Raw genomic sequence first — 19,787 nt, 5'->3', positions numbered from 1 at the left:
CGGGGCCGGTATGCACACGCGGGCGGACCAGGTAAGGGGCGGCGGGATCAGGCAGTTCTTCCGGAACTCCCGTTCGTTTGTGCTGGGAGCGGGAATCGGATCGGGCATGACCGCAAGAGCGGCCGAACGCGCGGGCGCAGATTTCGTGCTCGCGCTTAATGCTGGTCGTTTTCGGGCGATGGGCGGATCGTCACCAGCCTCGATTCTTCCAATACGCAATTGCAATGAATTCGTGGCCGGCTTCGGCCGGACCGAGATCCTGCCTAGCACGAAATTGCCGGTGTTTTTTGGAGCCTGTACCTTCGATCCGCAGCTCGATATCGACCGGTGGCTTGAGCGCATCATCAGATGGGGCTTTTCGGGGGTCACCAACTTCCCATCTGTCATCCATATCGATGACTACAGGAGGTCACTGCTTGAGAAATGCGGCCTTGGCTACGAGCGGGAAATCGAGCTCTTGGTGAAGGCGGCAAAACGCGGCCTGATGACGATCGCCTATACGCGCACCCAATCCGAGGCAAGGCGCATGGTTGAAGCGGGCACTGAGGCCATCTGCATCAACTTCAATCTCAACCGGAGCATCGAAACCGGATCTGCCCCATCGATCAGCCTCGCGGAGCTTGCCGCGCGTGCCAGCGCCGTTGCGCGTGTGGCTCAATCGATTGACAGAAACGCTATCTGCCTGCTTGGCGGCGGGCCAATAACCAAGCCTGACGAACTCTTGGAGATCTGTCGCGAAACGGGTGTCCAGGGCTTTATCGGCGGCTCTTCGCTCGACCGTGTCCCACTGGAAATGTCAGTCCTCGAGGTGACGTCGGGGTTCAAGACCATTCACTTGTTGCGGGAGAAGGTCGATCTCCTGGAGCGCCAGCTTCAGTTAAGTGGGTTCAGACATGGGGTGATCGCACAGTCCTCAGTCATGAAGCGCACCCTGGAGACCGCAAGACGCCTTGGTGCTAGTCCCAACCCTGTGCTCGTTTGGGGCGAGGCGGGATCAGGGAAGCGGAGAATAGCAAGCCTCGTTCATTCCTTTAGCGACCGGAAGCACGTGAACGCGGCGCTGTTTCATTGTCGTCGGGGCCTCGCAATCGATATGATCGGTGCGCTGTTCGGCGCCGAGGCCGATGAGAACAGGAGACGCCAACTGTCGCTCCTGGAAGGCGCAAGCGATTCTGCGCTCTTGCTGACGCATGTCGATCAGCTGTCGCGAGATGGGCAAGAGCGTCTTGCCGACTATCTCGAGACAGGTACCTTCACGCCGCTGAACGGCGCATCCCTTGTAAGGTCAAACGCCCGGATCATCGCAACCGTAACGGTGGCTCGCGGAGCAAGCTTGGAAAGTGTTCTATGTCCCCGCCTTCTTGCCTTCTTTGCTGGGCTCGACATAGAACTACCCGCTTTGCCAAACCGGCTGGAGGACCTTCCGCAGCTCATTCAACATTTCACGGTGGAGGCGAAGGGAGTTTCGAACGCGCAAACGCTCGGGATAGAAAATTCTGCATTCCTGGCGCTCGCCGGCCATTATTGGCCGGGTAACTTGAGAGAATTACGCCAGATCGTCAACCAGCTGGTAATGCTGCCAGGTACCCACATTACAGCTGATGTCCTAAAGCCCCTTTTGAACGCGTCGTCACCCGCTAAGCCCATAAGTGCACTTTCCGAACGCGAGTGGATCATCGACGGTTTGAAACGCAACAGGCTTCACCGCGGAAAGACCGCCCGCTCGCTGGGGCTTTCAAGAAAAACCCTCTACAACAAGATCAAGAAGCTGCGGATATTGGAATAGGCTACTGCTCCTCACGTCCTTCCGGTCCTCACGTCTTTCGTCCCTGAGGCTTCGAACCGGTGCCCTCCAGGAGCGTGTACTTCGGCAACGACGATGCCTGGTCCTTAAAGCTTACCAGCTCCATCTCATCGCCAATTGCGTGGTTGAGAGCTTCTTCCGGCAAATGGATGATACCGAAAAGATGCGAGCCAAGTCGCCGCTCTGCCGCTGTGATCTGGGAATCATCACCGGCGGTGAACAATGTCTTGAATCCGAGGCTCGCAAACCATTCCATCCGTCGAAGTTCGAGCTCCTGTCCGGTATCAACCGGCCTGCCTGCCGTCGACCGGTCAATGAGGGATGCAGGTGGGAAGTTTATGACCCCCGTGATCCCGGCAGCTTTCAACAAATCGGCAAGATCCTCCCAGCACGAGAAGGGATCGATCATGACGAGCCCCGCATAGACATCAGCGGATGCTTCTTTGTGGAGACTGCGCAGGTCTCGCGAAAGGCAGTCGTTCCAGTCAATGACAGGCAAGGTTGCCATGACGAGTTTGGAGCCTTCTGGAAGGCTGCGCAAAGAGGGCGCATAGATTTCCATGCAGGCGCCCTTGGCTGTACCCGAAAGGTGCGAAACAAGCTTGCCGATCGCTGTCGCCTTCACCGTTTCTACTCAATCTTACCCGTTTGAACGTTTCACTGATCTTATACGTGATTTCAGCCCGTCTACACTACTGTTGTTGGCAATTCGGGAAGGGTGAAGTCCTTTTCGACGAACACGTGTCAATGCCGAAATATTTGGCAGGCTAATTCCGAAGAGAACCGAAGCCCGACGGGACAACGTGGCGCCGAACGTTAGCCGACTTCTTACCGAATGCGACGGGATCCGCTGGCAGACCGGTCGTCTGCTTTCTCCCTAGAACTTGAGCCGCTGTTGGAGAGATCCAGCAGCGGCATTTTTTAGCCGTTCGGCAGTGTCATCGGATCGGCGCGGTCACAATGTACCAGGATCTTTTCGCCTTCAAGGCCGCCAAGGACGTCGAAGCCATCGCAAGCCGCGCGGCAAATCATCCCGCCGGATCGCGACGTGATGCGGCAACTGATCGAACTTGCGGACGAGTGGTTTCGTGTGATCCTCATGTTTGCGGCGTCATCCGCGTGTAGGCAGGTGAGCGTTACGTCGCGGTTCCCTTGCGTTGGCGGCATATCATGTCGAGCGCCGGGAAGTCCTCGCGCCGAAACTCGCGTTGCTACGTTCTGCATAAAGAAGACATCCCCAAGTCCCCGCCGGGGCTCGCGGACCGTCCCGCGACGATGCGTGCTGCGGGGCCTTGCGAGGCTGGCGGCAGAGCGCGCGCTTTCCTCAGGAGGTCATGCCACGGTCGACAACGCGCGCGTTCGCGCCATGATCGACATCGCGAGTGGCGACGCGGTCGAGCCCGGCGTGAAGGAGCCGATCTGCCGGTGCTCCTAGATTTTCCCGCACCCAAGCTGCGCTCCTACCTGAGAGACTGTTATAGCGAAAAAAGCCCTCAACGCGCTAGGCCTCGCCAACAGCTGCTTGAAATACGTCTATGTCGTCTGGATCTTGATCCGCTTACATAAATTCGAGGAGGACTGCTGGCGCGCCAATCAAGGCGACTTTCGAACGGCGCAAGTCCGAGTGCCTCGATGCGCCCCGATGTGCCGGACCCCGGCTTCCACCGAGGACGCCGGCAAAGGATCAATGGGCAGCATTCACCACGGTCGCGGTCGATCCCGGACCGCTGGGGGATGTGGCCAATACCTTCGCCGAATTCTTGACGCCGCAGACAAAAGCCCATGCGCTGAAGGATGGGGCAGCGGTGTAGTCGGATCGATCATGGTTCTTCTCGATCATCACCATCGGCGGCAGCACATCGTCATCAACATGTCGGTTATGGTCATCACCGACGGGACTGGCTGTGGATGCCCCGCGCGATCTTGAGCAGAAGCGCAGGCTGACAAGTGGCTGGCAAGCGCTTTCACCGCCTCTACCCAATCTTACCCAATTGCCCTTTTACTCATCTTATTAGCGGTTTCAGCCCGGTCTAGACCACCTGTTGTTAAGAATGGTCCGGGAGGAAGATCGTGTCTCACCATTGCACGGACGACCAGGGGTCGATCCGGGACGGTAACCCGTCCGAGCTGGCGGGCGCGGTCGCGATCGTGGCGACCCTGGATACTAAGGGCGCCGAAGCGTCTTACCTTGCAGGTACCATCAAAGAGTGCGGCCGCAAGATCCTCCTGATCGACATCGGTACATCCAACTTGATTGCCGGGGACAAACAGGATGCTGACAGTGCTCGCGTCTCTTCGCCTGCCGAACTCTTGAAAGAGATAGCCGCAAGCACGCGCAAGAAGGTTGCTGGCCTCCTGCAATCAGGCGCGATCAGTGCGATCGTTGGCGTTGCAGGTGGAAAAGGTAGCGCGGCTTTCGGGGAGATCGTATCCGATTTGCCTTATGGCTTTCCCAAGTTGCTGGTCAGCAGCGCAAGGCCAGCCCTGCTCGCAGAATTGGCGATCCACAACGACATCATCCTCTATCCGACGCTCGTCGATCTTTTCGGAATCAATGCCTTTACCGATCGGGTGCTGCAGAATGCAGGGCGAGCCATTGCAGCGATGCACTATGCGCCCGCTCAAGGTGCGCACAAAAGAAAGATTGTCGCGATCACAGCCTTCGGCGTAACGACGCCCGCGGCAAATCAGTGCATGGCGCGCCTTGCCGAGGCCGGGGTAGAGGCGATTGTCTTTCCTGCCAACGGGGCCGGCGGGCGCAAAATGGAGCAGCTGATCGCGGCCGGTGAATTCGACGCAGTCATTGATCTGACCACAACAGAGCTCGCCGACGAACTCTTTGGGGGGGCCGCCAGCGCTGGACCCGATCGGCTCAAAGCAGCGTCGCAGCAATTGATCCCGCAAGTGATCGCACCTGGCGCGGTCGATATGGTCAATTTTGGTCCGCGCTCGAGCATTCCTGATCAATTTCGCGGCCGCCAGTTCTACTCCCATACGGCCTACACAACGCTCATGCGCACAACGCCTTCCGAGAACGCGAGCATCGGCCGGCTCACGGCCGAGCGGCTGTCGCGAGCGGAGGGGCCTACCATCGTCCTTTGGCCCGCGAATGGCGTTTCCGATTACGACCGCGAAGGCGGCATTTTTTGCAATCCCGAGGCCGACAGGGCTTGGCTCGACGCGCTGAAGGACAATCTTGCGCCGAAGATCGCGGTCCGCGAACTGAACTGCCACATCAACGATCCCGAATTTGCCGAGGCCGCCGCGAGCTGGATCCTCAAACAATTGGGCACGGAGGCTGATTGTAATGCGAATGTTTGAGCGCAATGAAATCCTGTCCAGGATCGCAAGCCAGATCGAAGAACGAAAAGCGGTCCTTGCGGCCGGAAGCAGCTGCGGCCTGGTCGCGAAATGTGCCGTCCTCGGAGGGGCCGACATGCTGGTGGTCTACAGCACCGGGCTGTCGCGCCTTATGGGGCTTCCCACGAGCCGAATCGGCGATTCCAACGCGCGCACGCTCGAGCTTGCGGCCGAAATCCGCAATGTCGTCTCTTCCGTGCCTGTCGTGGGCGGTGTCGAGGCGTGGGACCCTCTCCGGCTCGACCTTGACGCGCTTCTCGACAAGTTCTGGGGGGCCGGATTCTCCGGCGTCATCAACTATCCGACCATCTCCACCATGGGTGAAAAATGGCGTGAGCGCCGAGGCCGCGTTGGGCTCGGCTTCGAGCGAGAGGTCGAGATGATTGCGACTGCCCGCAAGAAGAACATCTTCTCGCTGGCCTATGTCGCACGCGCCGAAGACGCCAAAGCCATGACGAGTGCAGGTGCCGACTGCATCGTCCCCCATGTCGGGGCAACCCGTGGCGGGCTCATGGGCCATGAGGATGGGCAGTCAATTCAAGAGGCGATCAGGCGCATTAACGACATCAACACGGCGGCACGAACCGTTCGCTCCGATGTCATCCTGCTTTGTCATGGCGGGGCGATCGCCGAGCCGCAGGACACGATCGAGGTCTACCGGTCTACTCAGTGTATCGGCTTCGTTGGCGCCTCCTCCATCGAAAGAATTCCCATCGAACGGGCGGTGAAGGCCGCGGCAGGGGAATTCAAAGCTGTCCCGCTCCCGCGACATCACTGACGTTCATCGGAAATCTTGCAGCGAGGCTGGAATGGATAAGCCGATCGGCCGATCAGGCAACGATAAGACAATCACATTCCCCCGAGGGAACAGGCTGGATCATGATTGGGAGACCGATGTACTCGTGGTCGGTAGCGGTGCGGCCGGACTATCAGCGGCGCTCTATGCGGCAAAGGCCGGATTGCGAGTTACGGTATGTGAAAAATCTCCGCGAATCGGCGGCACCACGGCGCTGTCGAACGGCATGATCTGGGTTCCTTGTTCGCCCCACGCGCGGTCTGCTAAAATCGATGACTCGCTTGTGAAAGCAAGGACCTACCTGCAGCATGAACTTGGTATCCATTATCGGGCAGGCTTTGTTGAGGCCTATCTTGAGGACGGTCCAACTGCGCTCACAGCACTTGAGAACGGGACAGAGGTCAAGTTCACGCTGGCGTCTGCGCCCGATTATCACTCGAGCCAGGTCGGCGGGGTTGACAAGGGCCGGGCGCTCAGCCCTGCACCCTATGATGGACGGCTTCTAGGCAGCGATTTTGATCTGATAGGCGACCCTATTCGTGTTGTGCTCGGCGGGATGATGATCTCGTCCGGCGAGGTGAGAAGCTTTCTGAACCCGTTCCAATCGTTTGCTTCGCTCAAGCATGTCTTGCGTCGCCTCAGCCGCTACGTAAGGGACCGCCTAAGTTACAGGCGTGGCACCGAGCTCAGCGGAGGCAATGCCTTGATCGCGCGGTTGCTCGCGAGCCTGCGCAAATACGACGTAGAGATTTGGCCGGCGTCGCCTGTTATAGACCTCATCTTGGAAGAGGGGCGCGTCACGGGGGCAGTCGTCAAGCTGATCGATTCTGAGGTTCGCGTGTGCGCCTCGCATGCGGTGATCCTGGCAACGGGCGGTTTTGCTCATAACGCGCAGTTGAGAGCCGAGCTAAGCGGCCCTCACCAGCATGACGACACGCTGGCCCATCCCGATGCCACGGGAGATGGCATTAGGCTTGCGACCAGGCGCGGAGCTGCAATTGACAATGATGTGGCCTCTGCCGGCTTCTGGACGCCCGTGTCGATCCTGAAGAGCGGCAGCTGCACGCAAATTGTCCCGTACGGCTGGCTCGACCGTGGCCGCCCCGGGGTCATTGCTGTGGGGCCAAATGGCAAGCGCTTCGTCAATGAATCCAATTCGTACCACGACATCTGCCTGGCAATTTTCAAAGGTGGATATCCGGCAGACAAGCGATTCTACTTCATCTGCGATCGCGACTTCGTCCGCTTAAGAGGCATGGGACATTTGCTCCCCTGGCCCTGGACCTTGAGCATCGACAAATATGCACGCCTCGGATACATCAAGGTGGGGAAAACGATTGAAGAGCTTGCGAACCGGTTGGGGCTAGACCCTGCTGAGCTTCAAAAGACGATCGAGGAACATAACGCCCACGCCGCCGAGGGGCGCGATCCGCTTTTCAAACGTGGCGAATCGGTTTTCAACCGCACGCAGGGCGATCCTGCCGTGGGAATGAAAAATCCAAATCTTGGAGCAATCAGAAACGCCCCATTTGTCGCGCTGCCGATCGTGCCGGCAACGCTCGGAACAGCGACTGGATTGGCAACTGATACTGACGGCAAGGTCCTGGACGAAAATGGCAGGCCGATCATGGGTCTCTATGCTTGCGGCAATGACATGACCTCGCCAATGCGTGGGATCTATCCGGGAGCAGGCATCACGATCGGTCCGGCCATCGTCTTCGCATACCGCGCCGTGAACAGCATCCTGCTGTCGGCTCATCAGGGGCAAAAGGCTGCGGCTTCTAGAGCTTGACGGTGAAGTTCAGGTGCTTGGCGGCATGTATTCGCTGGGGTCGCGAAAGACATGATCCAGACATCAGTGGCAAGCAGAGATCGCTCTGAACGACGCCTTCAGACGCCCCGTCATACAGAACTCATCTCTGAGCGAGGTGGCACTCTCGGCGTTAGAACAGACGCAACTCTTTGGGGTATCCAAAGCTCGTCTGGGCTGCATATCATCTCGCGCTTTGTTATTCCGCAGTGAGCCACGATCTCTAACAACACCAAACAAAAACGCTTCAGCCGCCGCAGCGGTTGAGCAAGAGCGTGGACGCGGCTACGAAAGCGGTGACGGTTGCCCAGGCGTCTGGTTCTTGGCGACGTTCACATCCTGGCCAGGGAGTCCGATCAGGATGTCGCTGTCTTCCGAAAGAGGGGCGATGATCTTGTGACCCTTGGAAAGCGAGTCCCGCCTTTGAGCTGAAATGTGAAGCCAAGTTCGTCAAGCCATAAAGGCAGCGCATGATCCAGTAGTCCTTTTCAACCAGGGCCGGAGCAATGCCCTCCGTCCGCCACAATCCGAATCAGATCCGCCAACTGCGGATGTTTGTGGAGGAAATCAAGCCGCATGTAGTTCGTTGCCCCTCAGCGCACCTTCAAAGAACTTCTTGGCGCGTTCACTTCCGTATGCGCTCACCGCACGACGCAAACGCTTCTGGTCGGACTCGGCGGCTCGCTCCGCCCCGGCGCTTGAGCACTTCATCCTAGGCCTCGGCAAGCTGATCGATGTTGTTGACGAGATCTACGAGCAGGAACTCCTTCGTCAGTGACTTCGGGAAGCGTTGCCTCATGCGAAAAGCAAACTCGCGGTTGCTGAGCTCAAACTCCCTGTGGCGCTTATGATTGTAGCTCTCGGTTTTGTCGTAGAGCTGCGTCGTGCCCACACCGAGACTGTTGTAGGCGGTTCGGCGAGGCCAGCACAAACGTGTTGTCTTCAGAAACGTCCTTGCAACGTTCTTGTCGTAGGCTGAGCCTGGGAGGCCATTTTCCGCTGTCTTTCAATCATTTTGGGGCAAGGACGGGCGCGCCTGCAACCCGAAGGTCACATGCTTGCGCTTGAGCTCGCGGGCACCAAACAATGAAGCAGTTCAGGCTCGGCGACCTTGCGGCGACCAGGCGTCGCGCCAGGCACCCCGCGCAATAATTGCTCCAGCATCGGCACGTTGTCGACCACCTCAATGACTGAGCCATCTTGCAGCACGCACACTAGGTGATATGGCGACAGTTGCTTGCTCGTCGAGAGCTCCGCTACTGCAAGCACAATGCCGCTTACCAATGCCGCATTACCCCATATTACTCAGATTGCGTTGCGCTCCTGCTAGGCGAACTCGCCCTGCATATCGTGAATAAAACGTCGATCGGCGAGCCATCTTAAGAAACGCACCATCGACCGCACCTCCAGGTGCCGGGATGAAACCTTTCAGGAGCGCCTCGTGTCACCACCCCTTTGCATGCCAACCGCAGCTCACGCCGTCGATCAATCTGGACCGGAGGATGCGCTCGCAAGTCCGAGGAATGTGACGTAGCGACATGAATACGCTGTTTATCGCCGCGTTCGAAGTCTTGAGCTTCGGCGCCATCGTGGTGCTGGTCGTGCTCGGTCTCGGAATCATTGCCAGCATGATGGGCATCTTCAACTTCGCACAGGGCGAGTTCGTCCTGCTCGGTGCCTACATCACCTATCTCGTGCACAGCATCGGTTTGCCGGTCGCGCTAGGCATGCTCGCCGCGCCTATTGCGGTCGGCGCGCTCGGGCTCGCATTGGAAAGACTCGTGGTGCGACGGTTCTACGCGGCGCCGATCGTCGCCATGCTCGGCACCTACGCGCTCGGGTTAATTATTCGCGAGATCGTGCGCGGCCTGACTGGCGGCCTATATCTCTCGGTGCCGGAGCCGGTCGGTGGGTCCATCACCATCGGCACGCTGCATTTCGCCATTTGGCGCTGCGTGATCGTTGTCATGACCGTGCTCGTGATGGCCGCCAGCTATGCGCTGATCGCCTACACCTCCTTAGGCCTGCGGGTCCGCGCCTCGCTGGAGAACCCGTCGCTGGCGCGGGCCTCAGGCATCTCCACCGGCTTGATTTACAGCGTGACCTTTGCGTTTGGTGCGGCACTCGCGGGTCTGGCCGGCGCGCTGATCGTACCGGTCTTTTCGCTGTTCGCCGATCTAGGCATCCGCTTCCTTATTCAAGGGTTCGTTGCCGTGATGGTGGGCGGGGTCGGGTCCTTTGCCGGCCCTGTCGCCGGCGCCAGCGCAATCGGCACGTTCAGTGCCGCGCTGCCCTGGCTGATGTCGCCGGTGATCGCCGACGTTCTGGTTTTCGTGCTCGCCATCATTTTCATTAAGGTCCGGCCGCAAGGCCTGGTCTCGGGAAGAGGGGTTTAACTGATGATCAACGCCAGCCAACAACTCAGCCGCCGCCGTTTTCTTCGCGATTTCGCCTTCGCCTCTGCCGCTATTGCAATCGGCCCGGGCAGCTGGGTGATCCGCCCGGCCTGGGCCAACGCCGCGGAAGGCCCGATCAGAGTCGGTATCGCCACTGATCTTACGGGTTCACTCGGCTTTGCCGGCAATACCGACGCTAATGTCGCTCGCATGATCGTCAAGGAGATCAATGACAAAGGCGGTCTACTGGGGCGTCCGATCGAGCTCCTTATCGAGGACACGGCCTCCAACGAGTCGGTCGCAGTCGGCAACGTCCGCAAGTTGATCCAGCGAGACAAGGTCGACCTGGTGCTCGGAGGCATTTCAAGCTCGATGCGCAATGCCATCAAGGACGTCATCATCTCTCGTGGCAAGACGCTCTACATCTATCCGGAGGGCTACGAGGGCAAAGAGTGCATGCCCAATCTGTTCTGCACCGGGCCGGTACCGGCTCAGAATTGCGACCAGTTCATTCCCTGGTTGATCAAGAATGGCGGCAAACGTTTCGCGATGCCGAGCTCCAACTATATCTGGCCGCAAACGATCAATGCCTATGCGCGCAAGGTGATCGAGAGCAATGGCGGCGAGGTGATCTTCGAGGAGTACTATCCGCTCGACCAGATCGATTTTTCCTCCACGGTGAGCCGCATCATCTCCAACAAGGTGGACGTGGTGTTCAACACCATCGTCCCTCCCGGCGTCAGCCCTTTCTTCAAGCAGCTCTATGGAGCGGGCTTCTCCAAGAACGGCGGGCGGCTCGGCTGCGTCTACTATGACGAGAACACACTTGTAATGAACCAGGCCAATGAGATTGAAGGTCTCGCAAGCAGCCTCGACTACTACAAGGCTTTGACATCCGAGGATCCGGTGAGCGCCAAGATTCAGGCGGCGTACGACAAACAGTTTCCTGCCAAGTTCCGGTTCTCGGCAGGCAGCGCCGCCACTGGCACTTATCGAGGACTGAAGCTGTGGGAAGCTGCGGTAAAGGAGGCTGGCACGATTGACCGGGTCGCGGTAGCTGCTGCCCTGGATCACGCCAAGATCGAGGAAGGTCCGGGCGGGCCGGCGGAGATGGTGCCCGGCAAGCGCCACTGTAAGATGAACATGTACATCGGTGTGGCGAAGGGCGGCCAATACGAGATCGTAGCCCGTAGCGCCGGCCTAGTCGACCCGAAGGAGTGCTGAATGTCTCAGGTATCGTCGACCAGCACCGGAACCCGTGCAGCGTCCTGCGTGATCGAAGCGTCGCAGACCCTCACTATCAGTGCGTCTGCAAACGCCGGCCGCCAAGAGGTGCTTCCAGTTATTGAAGTGGCGGTGCTGATCATCGCAGCGGTCGCGCCGTTGCTGCTGCAGGACTACATCACGGTGTATGCGACGCGGGTGCTTATTCTGTGCCTCTTCGCATTGTCGTTCGACTTGGTGTGGGGCTATGCCGGGATCTTGAGCTTAGGGCAATCGTTGTTCTTCGGCATGGCTGGCTATGGCGTGGCACTGCTTTCACGGGATTTCAACGTGGCGTCGATCTTTGCCGTAATTCCGCTCGGTACTCTGATCGGCTTCGTTGCTGCGTTGCTGCTGGCCGGTTTCCTGCTGCTCGGCCGCCACGCCTCCAGCATCGTCTTCGTCTCGCTCGGCACCATGACCGGAGCTTACGCGGCCGACCGGCTGGCGCGCGGTTCTTATTACCTTGGTGGTCAGAACGGAATCCCTTCGATCCAATCGATGAGCATCGGATCGTATGCACTGAGCGAGGGACCGGCTTTCTATTACTTGGCGCTGGTCATTCTGATACTGGTTTACCTATCGTCGCGCTTTCTGTTGCGCTCGCAGTTCGGGCTTGCGCTGGCGGGATTGCGGGAGAACGAACAGCGCATCGCATTCTTCGGCTACAAAGTTCAACACCTGAAGGCAATCATTTTCGCAATAGGTGGCGCGATCGCAGGCATTGCCGGAAGCCTTTATGCGTTCCATGAGGGCTTCGTCTGGACCACCATGCTGGGGGTCGTGATGTCGACCCAGGTCGTGCTCTACGTCCTGTTCGGCGGCTCTGGGACATTGATTGGTGCCGTGATCGGCACCGCAATCGTCGAGGGCCTCAGTTTCTGGCTCTCCGACAACTATCGCGACATCTGGCCGATCATTCTCGGCGTCTTGCTACTGCTCGTCATCCTGTTCCGGCCGCTCGGCCTGATCAGCCTGGTGCTCGGTGAGCGGGAGCGTGTCGGTAGCTTCGGCCCGAGCCCGAAAGAGATACGTAAAGAGATACGTAATGCCGCTTCTTGAAGCCGCCGGAATATCCAAGGTCTTCGGCAAGCTCATCGCGCTGGACGGTGCCGCGCTCACAGTTGACGAAAACGAGTTTCATGGCCTCATCGGACCGAACGGCTCCGGCAAAAGCACCTTGATGAAGTGCCTGGCCGGGGCGGAAGTACCGACACAAGGAAAGGTCAGTTTCGCCAACACCGACATCACCGCGTTCACACCGACAGAGCGTGCAAGGGCGGGTATGAGTCTGAAATTTCAGATCACCTCCGTACTACCGGCGCTGACGCTGTACGACAACATCCTGCTCGCGCTGCAGGCCCAATCCTCGCTGCTCGATCTGGTGTTCTCGCGTACTCGAGGACGACTGCACGATAAGGTCATGATGATGCTTGGCCAATTCCGCCTTGCCGATCGAGCCTTTGATGCTGCGGCTGCGTTATCGCACGGCCAGCAGCAATGGCTGGAGATCGCGATGGCGCTCGCAGGCCATCCGCGCCTTCTGCTCTTGGACGAGCCGACCGGCGGCATGAGTCTCGAGGAGCGTCGCGTCACCGGCGAATTGCTGCAGCCGATTAAACAGCATTGCTCGCTTATCATCGTCGAACACGACCTGGATTTCATCCGCGACATTTGCGACCGCCTGACGGTGCTTGATCAGGGCAAGGTCCTGGCGTCAGGTACGGTTGCGCAAATCCAGGCCAACAAAAACGTCCAGGAGATTTATCTGCGCCGTGCCTGAATTCCTCGATATCAAGTATCTCGACGCTGGCTATAGACGCAGCCAGGTCCTGTTTGGCGTCAATATCGCCATTCCCTTGCGCGGTGGTGTGGCTATCCTCGGTCGCAACGGCGCCGGAAAAAGCACGCTCATGAAGGCCATCGTCGGCGAGCTGCCGATCTGGAAGGGCGAGGTGCAATTCGATGGCCGCGACATCAAGCGTTGCCGGACCGACGAGCGGGTGCGCGCCGGCATTGGCTACGTGCCGCAGGAGCATTCGGTGTTTGCGCGCCTCTCGGTGCGCGACAATCTCGCGGTCGGATCGGTCTTCCACCGCGATACATCGGCCGTAGATCGGGTAATGGGAATGTTTCCAAAACTCGGCCAGCGGCTGGATCAGCCGGCCGGAACGCTGTCCGGCGGCGAGCGCAAGATGCTGGCGATCGCGCGCGCGATGCTGGGAAACCCAAAGCTGCTGTTGCTGGATGAGCCGACCGAGGGTGTCTGGATCGGCGTTATCGAGGAGATCACCGAGCGCTTGAGCGAGCTTGCCAGGGACATCGCCGTCATCATCGTCGAGCAACACCTCGATCTCGCAATGCGCGTAGCGGGTCATGCGTATGTGCTCGATCGCGGCCGCGTCGCGCTGTCGGGGCCATCGCAGCAGTTGCGCGGCGACCCCCGTCTTTTGGCGTATCTGGCGCCATAGGAGCATCGCCCCGGCTCTCATCGCGTGGGCGGAGAAGCGGCTTCATCAACTCCATACAACGATTGTGCGGGACGGACAATGTCTGATGGAATTAACCAATTTGTTAATGCGTGCGAAGTCGTCGACGTGCATGAACATCACATGCCCGAGGTCGCCCTCAGCCGCGACGTAAACCTGCTGAAACTGTTTCAACAGAGCTATGCGGCTTGGACAAACTATGTCCTGCCATCCGAACCTAAGGCGACTAGCAGTATGATATCTGCTGCAACTGAGCCGACCACTTGGGAGGCCCTTGCGCCATTCTTGGAGAAGAGCGGCTCAAACGCATTCGTCCGTAACCTCGTGAGTGGAATTGCTGACCTTTATGGCGTTGGTGACAACGGAATTACGCGTGAAAACTGGGAGGCGGTAGACGCTTCAGTACGCTTACGCCACAAGGATCCGAAATGGCCAAGCGAAGTCATTGGGCGCGCCGCCATCAAGAGGATCGTAACGGACCCTTTTCTCGACCCATTGCTCGACCCGCGCCCGGTCCTTGGCGACAGATACGACGCCGTCCTGCGCATTAACGCATTTGCCTTAGGCTGGCATGCTGAATCTCGCGATCACAATGGAAATTCGGGACATACGTTGCTTGGACGTCTCGGCATGGAGGTGAAAACCTTCGACGATTATTGCGCCGCGATCCGCGAAGTCGTAGCCGGATGCGCCGGGCGCAATCAGATTGCGCTCAAGAACGCGCTCGCCTATGACCGGGATCTGAGCTTTGACGAACCGAACGAAGAGCTGGCTCGGCAGGCGTGGGGGCAAATGTCGCCGTCCCCTGGAGCGCGCAAGGCTTTCAGCGACTTTGTTGTCGACTTGTTCTGTCAACTCGCAGCCGAGGCGGATCTACCCGTTCAAACTCACCTCGGGACCGCGATCATAAGCGGTTCACATCCCTTGCGGATTGCCCCCCTGATTGAGCGTCATCCTCGGACCCGTTTTCTGTTGATGCATTTGGCCTATCCCTGGAGCCGGGATTTATTGGGAATGGCGTTTGTGTACCGAAATGTTTGGTTAGATTTGTGTTGGTCTTTTCTGTTGAGCCCATCCCATTTCAAGCTCGCGCTGCACGAGGCCATTGAAGTCTTGCCGGATGAATCGCGATTGATGCTCGGAGGAGATTGCCTCCACGTTGAGGAGACGTTCGCGGCGATTCAAAGCGCGCGCCAATTGGTTGGCGAAGTTCTGGACGAGAAAATTGCGAGCGGTTACTTTCGATCCCGCAACGCCGAACGATTGGCGGTCAGGATCCTTTGCGAGAACGCGACCGAGTTTTTTGGAATGTCTTGATTATGGGGACGAGTAACAGGTTTTGACGCTGTTTGTCTTGGTTCGAATCTAGGTTCCCCAGCCAGACTTGCGGCGCCCCCTAAGCGTTTGATTTTAATTAATTGTTTCTGGCGGGGTAACTTGCGTATCCCAACGCTGCCCCTAACGCGTGCCCCTAACGCCTCGTCCCGATCGCCGCGCGGCTAGACGAGCCTCCGCTAAACCTGATTCGGATTTTTGCAATGCGACCAATCACGTTACTTGCTCCCTTACTCTCACTTCTGGCCGTCCAAGGGGCTTCAGGGAAGGATTGGGAGGTGTTCGGGCTCAAGCCAAACATGTCGATGAAGGATGCTGCTCCTGTCATGGCTACGGCTTGTGCTAGCAAAATTGACAAACTTCAGCCTCCGACACCCGTCGAGAATTTGGACGTTCGAATTTGCAGGCGGGCCGATGGGGCCTCGCTCGAAGTTTGGTTTAGATGCGGAAAGCTCTTCTCGACGTTCGTCCGTAAGAGGGTCGAGAGTGGCAATGAAGCAATGCGAGCGTTGGCCGGCGAATGCCTCCCACCGAAATCAATTGAGAGTGTCGGTGAACGGCGGATCAGCTTCGGTTGTGCCGAGAGTGGCTCCGCGACAATTGAGTTTCCTGAGGTCGGAGAACGACTCACTCTAAGTCGAAGCTACGTTACGGGAAGCGCGACTTGTCCCTGAAGACTTTCGGCCACTCCAAAGGACAGCGTGGGCTCGGCTACGGCAGGCGGTTCTCAGTAGCACGCCGCATGATATCCTTGCGCGTACGGGGATGGAAGATGAGACAGGCATCATTGACGTGGTGGCGGTGGCCGTGGGAGGGACCGCAAGGGGCTAGGCCTGTCCCAAGCTATGGCGACGTCTCGGCCCGAGTTAACTCTCGACTCAAAGCGGACTTCGCGGTCGCTCGCACTATGGTCAGCATGACCCAACCCAGACAATTCTCGATTCTGGGAGTAGAGAGCCAAGGTTGGGCTACTTTTGGCAGCGAACGAGGGGGACGGGGAAATGATTGGCAAACCGTCCGAACGCCGCTCCTAAAATCGTTGGACAATGCCTATTCTGGTAGCTTGTTTCCTAGTTCCTCTTGAGCCCACTTCTTCAGACCCTTCCGGTCCTTTACTTTGAACACGCCTTTCTCGGACGCCTGCGTTCCTAAGAACCGCAGTATGCGAATAAGGACATACCTTCGAGCTTCAATTTGCCGATGCAATTTGTTCTTGGGTTCAAATGTGAGACCGACCGAGAACTCAGATTTCTTGCTGCCAAAAGGAAGCCGACTCAAGAACACGACAAGGCTAAGGCACTGCATAGCGTAGACCAGCGTGCGCACCGATGCGTCTGTCACGCGGCCAAGAAAGCCGGGCCAAGCCACCTTCTCATCGTCCACCGCAAGCACGGTCATGGCGGCACTGACGTAGCTAGGATGAACAGATGTTGACAGAAATTTCCCTTCCTCCCTTCGAAATGCCTCATACTGCGTCGACCAATCTAGGGCGCGCCCTTCGAGAGGCAACGCAGCTAGGACTGACCTTCTAGCCTTACCTCGCTGGACGTGCTTCTGCCAAAATTGTTCTGGCGCTTCTTCATTCTGAAACTCGGTTCGCAAATCCGGTCGCACGATTAGCAACGCCATAACGTCTGAATATTCTGCCAGAGAGCGCGCCAGGATTTTCGCGGACACGTCATGACCGATACACACTGCATGACGAAGAGAGAGTGCGAGCGAGCATATAGCGGATGCTAAGTGGGCGTAGGCATAATCCTCTCGCTGCAATGATGCATCGCTATACAGCAGCACAGTGGCAACATCTGCGAGCCAAGATACGAACTCGTCATAGAGCTCCAAGTGATTTTGGAACGCGACTGAGGTAAGTTTGTTATTGAGAATTATAGCGTGACCCGCATAAATGGCGGCTACTCCACGCTTTGGTTTTCGAACTCGGGTTTTTTTCCACGATTTTGCTATTAGGGATTTTGCCGTCTCTGCCACTGGTCCTCGCTCAACTGTTGTCATTCGCCGGCACGCGCCGCTACCGTTCTCTCATCAAGATCATACTTGTCAGTCTCTCAATTGGTCAAAGCTGATCGCCGCAAGCGTGTCTGCTTGTGGCCGATTTTGTTGAAAAAGGCGGCAGTTGCGACTCAAGGATAGCAGTGATTCAGTCTGTCTAATTGGCAGGACTGAAGATTATGATGGGGCATCGGCAAGTCGAACAGGCTGCTTTGTTTTATGAGTTCTCGCTCGAGAAGCATATTCCCGCCGACCATCTCTTGAGATCGGTCGACAGGTTTGTCGATCTGCAAGAGATCAGGCAGGACCTGGCACCCTTCTACAGTAGCATCGGCCGACCTTCGATCGATCCTGAACTGATGATCCGGATGCTCCTGATCGGTTACTGCTTCGGCATCCGATCGGAACGGCGCCTGTGCGATGAGGTTCACCTCAATTTGGCCTACCGGTGGTTTTGTCGGCTCGGTCTGGATGGGGTGGTGCCCGATCATTCGACATTCTCCAAGAACAGGCATGGCCGCTTCCGGCAGAGCGACCTCTTCCGTCGCGTGTTCGAAAGCGTGCTGCGCCGCTGCATCGAGGAACGACTGGTCGGCGGTGAGGGATTTGCAGTCGATGCGAGCCTAATCAAGGCCGATGCCAATCGGCAGAAGGGGATCGAAGGCGATAAGGGACTTCCGCCGGAGGCTGCCAGCCGAGCAATCGATGAGTATTTGGCTGTCCTTGATGATGCCGCTTTCGGAGCCGCGACCGAGGTTACCCCGAAGTTCGTATCTTCTCGCGCGACGACTTCACCTATGACCATGCCGGGGACATCTATCGTTGCCCTGGTGGCAAAGTTCTTACCACGACCGGAACGTTGGTGAATGATGGTGCCACCATGCTTTACCTCGCCAGCAAGCGCGATTGTGATCGATGCGCATTGAAGGCTCGGTGTTGCCCCAAGCAGGCTTCACGGAGGGTGCCCCGCTCAATCTACGAGGGCGCTCGCGACATGCGCGCCAGATCGCGAGATCGTGGGAGGGAGGCACCTCGCGCCGGCTCCGCAAGAAAATCGAGATGTTGTTCGCGCACCTCAAGCGCATTGACGTTGCCCCCATATGTGGAACGGCCCGCGTGGCAAGAGCTTTTTCAATCGATTCACACATTGGGACGGTGCGGTCATATGTCCGGCCTTTGCGCGCGGCACATGGCCGCTGGCCTCGATGAGATCCGCGAAACGAGGAGCCCAATCAAGTTTACGCGCTTGAGCGCATTGGGGGCAGTGGCTTCACTCGTCTCGGGATTTCGTCCCATGGGTTCATCGCCTGTTGTTGCACCTTGCCCTTTGCCGGCCTGCGCCGGTCAGATCGTTTTGGCGGTCACTGCATCCATCAGACGGCGACCGCGGTACTCACCAGTGGGTCGGGACGCCGATAAGTCCCGCCGCTATTCAGAAGCGCCCAGATGATCCGCGCTGTCTTGTTGGCCTGCGCCACCGCTGCGACCTTGAAAGGCCGTCTGGCGAGAAGCGCCTTCAGCCACGGCCGCGTCCGAGCGTCGTTTCGGGCAACCCGCAAGACGGCTGTTGCCCCGACGACAAGGAGAGCGCGAAGTTCCGGATTTCCCATCTTCGATATTCGTCCCAGCCGCTCTTTGCCTCCGCTTGAATGAGAACGCGGCGTCAATCCTAGCCAGGCAGCAAAGTGGCGAGCTGACTTGAACCCGCCGGGATCCGGCACAAGCGCCTTGATGGTTGCCGCCGTAATGGCGCCGACACCAGGGATCGTGGTCAACCGACGCATGTCCTCGTCGCGCTTGCCCTCCATGACGATTGCGCGCTCGAGCCTGTCGATCTGGTCGCCTGAAGCTTCGATCTCATCGGCAATAGCCATCAGGGCGAAGCGCGCTGCTGCGGGCAGGCGAGCATCTGTCTCGTCCCGCACGATCGCGACCAGCGCCTCAATCCTTGCCAGGCCGGCGGTGGCGATGATGCCCAATTCGGCCAGATGCGCGCGTAAGGCGTTGACCGCCTGCGTTCGCTGCCGCACCAGAAGGGCTCGGGTCTTCAGCACCATCGCGGCAGCCTGCTGCTCGACCGTCTTGATCGGGACGAAGCGCATGGTCTTTCGGGTCACCGCTTCGCTGATGGCCTCCGCGTCCGCCGCATCCGTTTTGCCTCGCTTGACGAAGGGTTTGACATAAGCCGGCGGAATGAGCCGCACCTCATGACCGAGAGCTGCGATCTCGCGCGCCCAATAGTGGGAGCTACCGCATGCTTCCATCCCCACTAGGCATGGTGGCAGCTTCTCGAAGAAACGCAGAACTTCGCTGCGCCGCAGCTTCCGGCTGAACACGGGCGAGCCCTCGGCATCCGCGCCGTGAACCTGGAAAACATGCTTAGCCAGATCCAACCCGATGGTGATAACCTGTTTCATGGAACGGTCCCTCCTTTGTGGCGTTCGAACAACGACCACGTTCTAGCACTTTGATGCTGTTGGAGCGGGCCGTTCCACCACATCAAGTTTTATCCAGTCCTGAGTTCGCC

Annotated in this window: 15 protein-coding genes and 1 pseudogene; 11 read left to right on the top strand and 5 right to left on the bottom strand. The window is 58.3% G+C overall.

Features of this window, described 5'->3' with window-relative positions; genetic code table 11:
- Window positions 1-10 precede the first annotated feature (10 nt).
- Window positions 11-1,786 (top strand): phosphoenolpyruvate hydrolase family protein, encoded by a 1,776-nt coding sequence (locus IVA92_RS13105; RefSeq protein ID WP_256464577.1) that lies wholly within the window; start codon window positions 11-13, stop codon window positions 1,784-1,786.
- A 28-nt stretch (window positions 1,787-1,814) separates the two neighbouring features.
- Here IVA92_RS13105 and IVA92_RS13100 read toward each other — a convergent pair whose 3' ends face one another.
- Both IVA92_RS13100 and IVA92_RS13095 read right to left on the bottom strand, forming a co-directional pair.
- On the bottom strand, window positions 1,815-2,429 hold the full coding sequence (locus IVA92_RS13100; RefSeq protein ID WP_247277955.1) for a hypothetical protein: 615 nt from the start codon (window positions 2,427-2,429) through the stop codon (window positions 1,815-1,817).
- Window positions 2,430-3,488: 1,059 nt separating this feature from the next.
- Window positions 3,489-3,662, bottom strand: a complete 174-nt coding sequence (locus IVA92_RS13095) for a hypothetical protein (RefSeq protein WP_247277954.1) — start codon at window positions 3,660-3,662, stop codon at window positions 3,489-3,491.
- A 212-nt stretch (window positions 3,663-3,874) separates the two neighbouring features.
- Here IVA92_RS13095 and IVA92_RS13090 point away from each other — a divergent pair, with 212 nt between their 5' ends.
- Genes IVA92_RS13090 through IVA92_RS13080 form a run of 3 tightly spaced genes read left to right on the top strand, consistent with a single transcriptional unit; the run spans window position 3,875 to window position 7,752 of the window.
- Window positions 3,875-5,125 (top strand): Tm-1-like ATP-binding domain-containing protein, encoded by a 1,251-nt coding sequence (locus tag IVA92_RS13090; protein ID WP_247277953.1) that lies wholly within the window; start codon window positions 3,875-3,877, stop codon window positions 5,123-5,125.
- Window positions 5,118-5,942 (top strand): phosphoenolpyruvate hydrolase family protein, encoded by an 825-nt coding sequence (locus IVA92_RS13085; RefSeq protein WP_247277952.1) that lies wholly within the window; start codon window positions 5,118-5,120, stop codon window positions 5,940-5,942. Before IVA92_RS13090 ends, IVA92_RS13085 begins: the two co-directional genes overlap by 8 nt.
- A 31-nt stretch (window positions 5,943-5,973) precedes the next feature.
- A complete protein-coding gene (locus IVA92_RS13080) occupies window positions 5,974-7,752 on the top strand; it encodes an FAD-dependent oxidoreductase (protein ID WP_247277951.1) in 1,779 nt (592 codons plus the stop codon).
- A gap of 730 nt (window positions 7,753-8,482) precedes the next feature.
- Here the strand turns inward: IVA92_RS13080 and IVA92_RS13075 are convergent.
- The gene (locus IVA92_RS13075) at window positions 8,483-8,662 is read right to left on the bottom strand and encodes a hypothetical protein (protein WP_247277950.1); all 180 of its coding nucleotides are present in this window, start codon (window positions 8,660-8,662) and stop codon (window positions 8,483-8,485) included.
- A gap of 646 nt (window positions 8,663-9,308) precedes the next feature.
- Between IVA92_RS13075 and IVA92_RS13070 the strand changes: the two genes are divergently transcribed.
- From IVA92_RS13070 to IVA92_RS13045, 6 genes are all read left to right on the top strand, one after another.
- On the top strand, window positions 9,309-10,166 hold the full coding sequence (locus IVA92_RS13070) for a branched-chain amino acid ABC transporter permease (RefSeq protein WP_247277949.1): 858 nt from the start codon (window positions 9,309-9,311) through the stop codon (window positions 10,164-10,166).
- A gap of 3 nt (window positions 10,167-10,169) precedes the next feature.
- A complete protein-coding gene (locus tag IVA92_RS13065) occupies window positions 10,170-11,390 on the top strand; it encodes a substrate-binding protein (protein ID WP_247277948.1) in 1,221 nt (406 codons plus the stop codon).
- Window positions 11,391-12,491 carry a branched-chain amino acid ABC transporter permease gene (locus IVA92_RS13060; RefSeq protein WP_247277947.1) on the top strand — a complete coding sequence of 367 codons (1,101 nt, stop codon included), beginning with the start codon at window positions 11,391-11,393 and terminating at the stop codon, window positions 12,489-12,491.
- Window positions 12,478-13,212: an ABC transporter ATP-binding protein gene (locus IVA92_RS13055; protein ID WP_247277946.1), complete on the top strand. Its 735-nt coding sequence runs from the start codon at window positions 12,478-12,480 to the stop codon at window positions 13,210-13,212. The genes IVA92_RS13060 and IVA92_RS13055 overlap by 14 nt, the downstream gene beginning before the upstream one ends.
- Window positions 13,205-13,900: an ABC transporter ATP-binding protein gene (locus IVA92_RS13050; protein ID WP_247277945.1), complete on the top strand. Its 696-nt coding sequence runs from the start codon at window positions 13,205-13,207 to the stop codon at window positions 13,898-13,900. The genes IVA92_RS13055 and IVA92_RS13050 overlap by 8 nt, the downstream gene beginning before the upstream one ends.
- Window positions 13,901-13,978: 78 nt before the next feature.
- Window positions 13,979-15,235, top strand: a complete 1,257-nt coding sequence (locus tag IVA92_RS13045) for an amidohydrolase family protein (RefSeq protein ID WP_247277944.1) — start codon at window positions 13,979-13,981, stop codon at window positions 15,233-15,235.
- A 1,068-nt stretch (window positions 15,236-16,303) separates the two neighbouring features.
- Here the strand turns inward: IVA92_RS13045 and IVA92_RS13040 are convergent.
- The gene (locus IVA92_RS13040) at window positions 16,304-17,239 is read right to left on the bottom strand and encodes a hypothetical protein (RefSeq protein ID WP_247277943.1); all 936 of its coding nucleotides are present in this window, start codon (window positions 17,237-17,239) and stop codon (window positions 16,304-16,306) included.
- A 200-nt stretch (window positions 17,240-17,439) separates the two neighbouring features.
- Between IVA92_RS13040 and IVA92_RS13035 the strand changes: the two are divergent.
- Window positions 17,440-18,346, top strand: a pseudogene (locus IVA92_RS13035) (transposase); the annotation flags it as partial.
- A 287-nt stretch (window positions 18,347-18,633) separates the two neighbouring features.
- On the opposite strand, the gene IVA92_RS13030 reads toward IVA92_RS13035, so the two are convergent.
- The gene (locus tag IVA92_RS13030; RefSeq protein ID WP_247278041.1) at window positions 18,634-19,677 is read right to left on the bottom strand and encodes an IS110 family transposase; all 1,044 of its coding nucleotides are present in this window, start codon (window positions 19,675-19,677) and stop codon (window positions 18,634-18,636) included.
- Window positions 19,678-19,787 lie beyond the last annotated feature (110 nt).

Origin of the sequence: Bradyrhizobium sp. 154 (genome assembly GCF_023073875.1) — a bacterium.
Taxonomy (GTDB): Bacteria; Pseudomonadota; Alphaproteobacteria; order Rhizobiales; family Xanthobacteraceae; genus Bradyrhizobium.
Note: the sequence above shows the minus strand (reverse complement) of the source record. Positions and strands in the feature narration are given on the sequence as shown.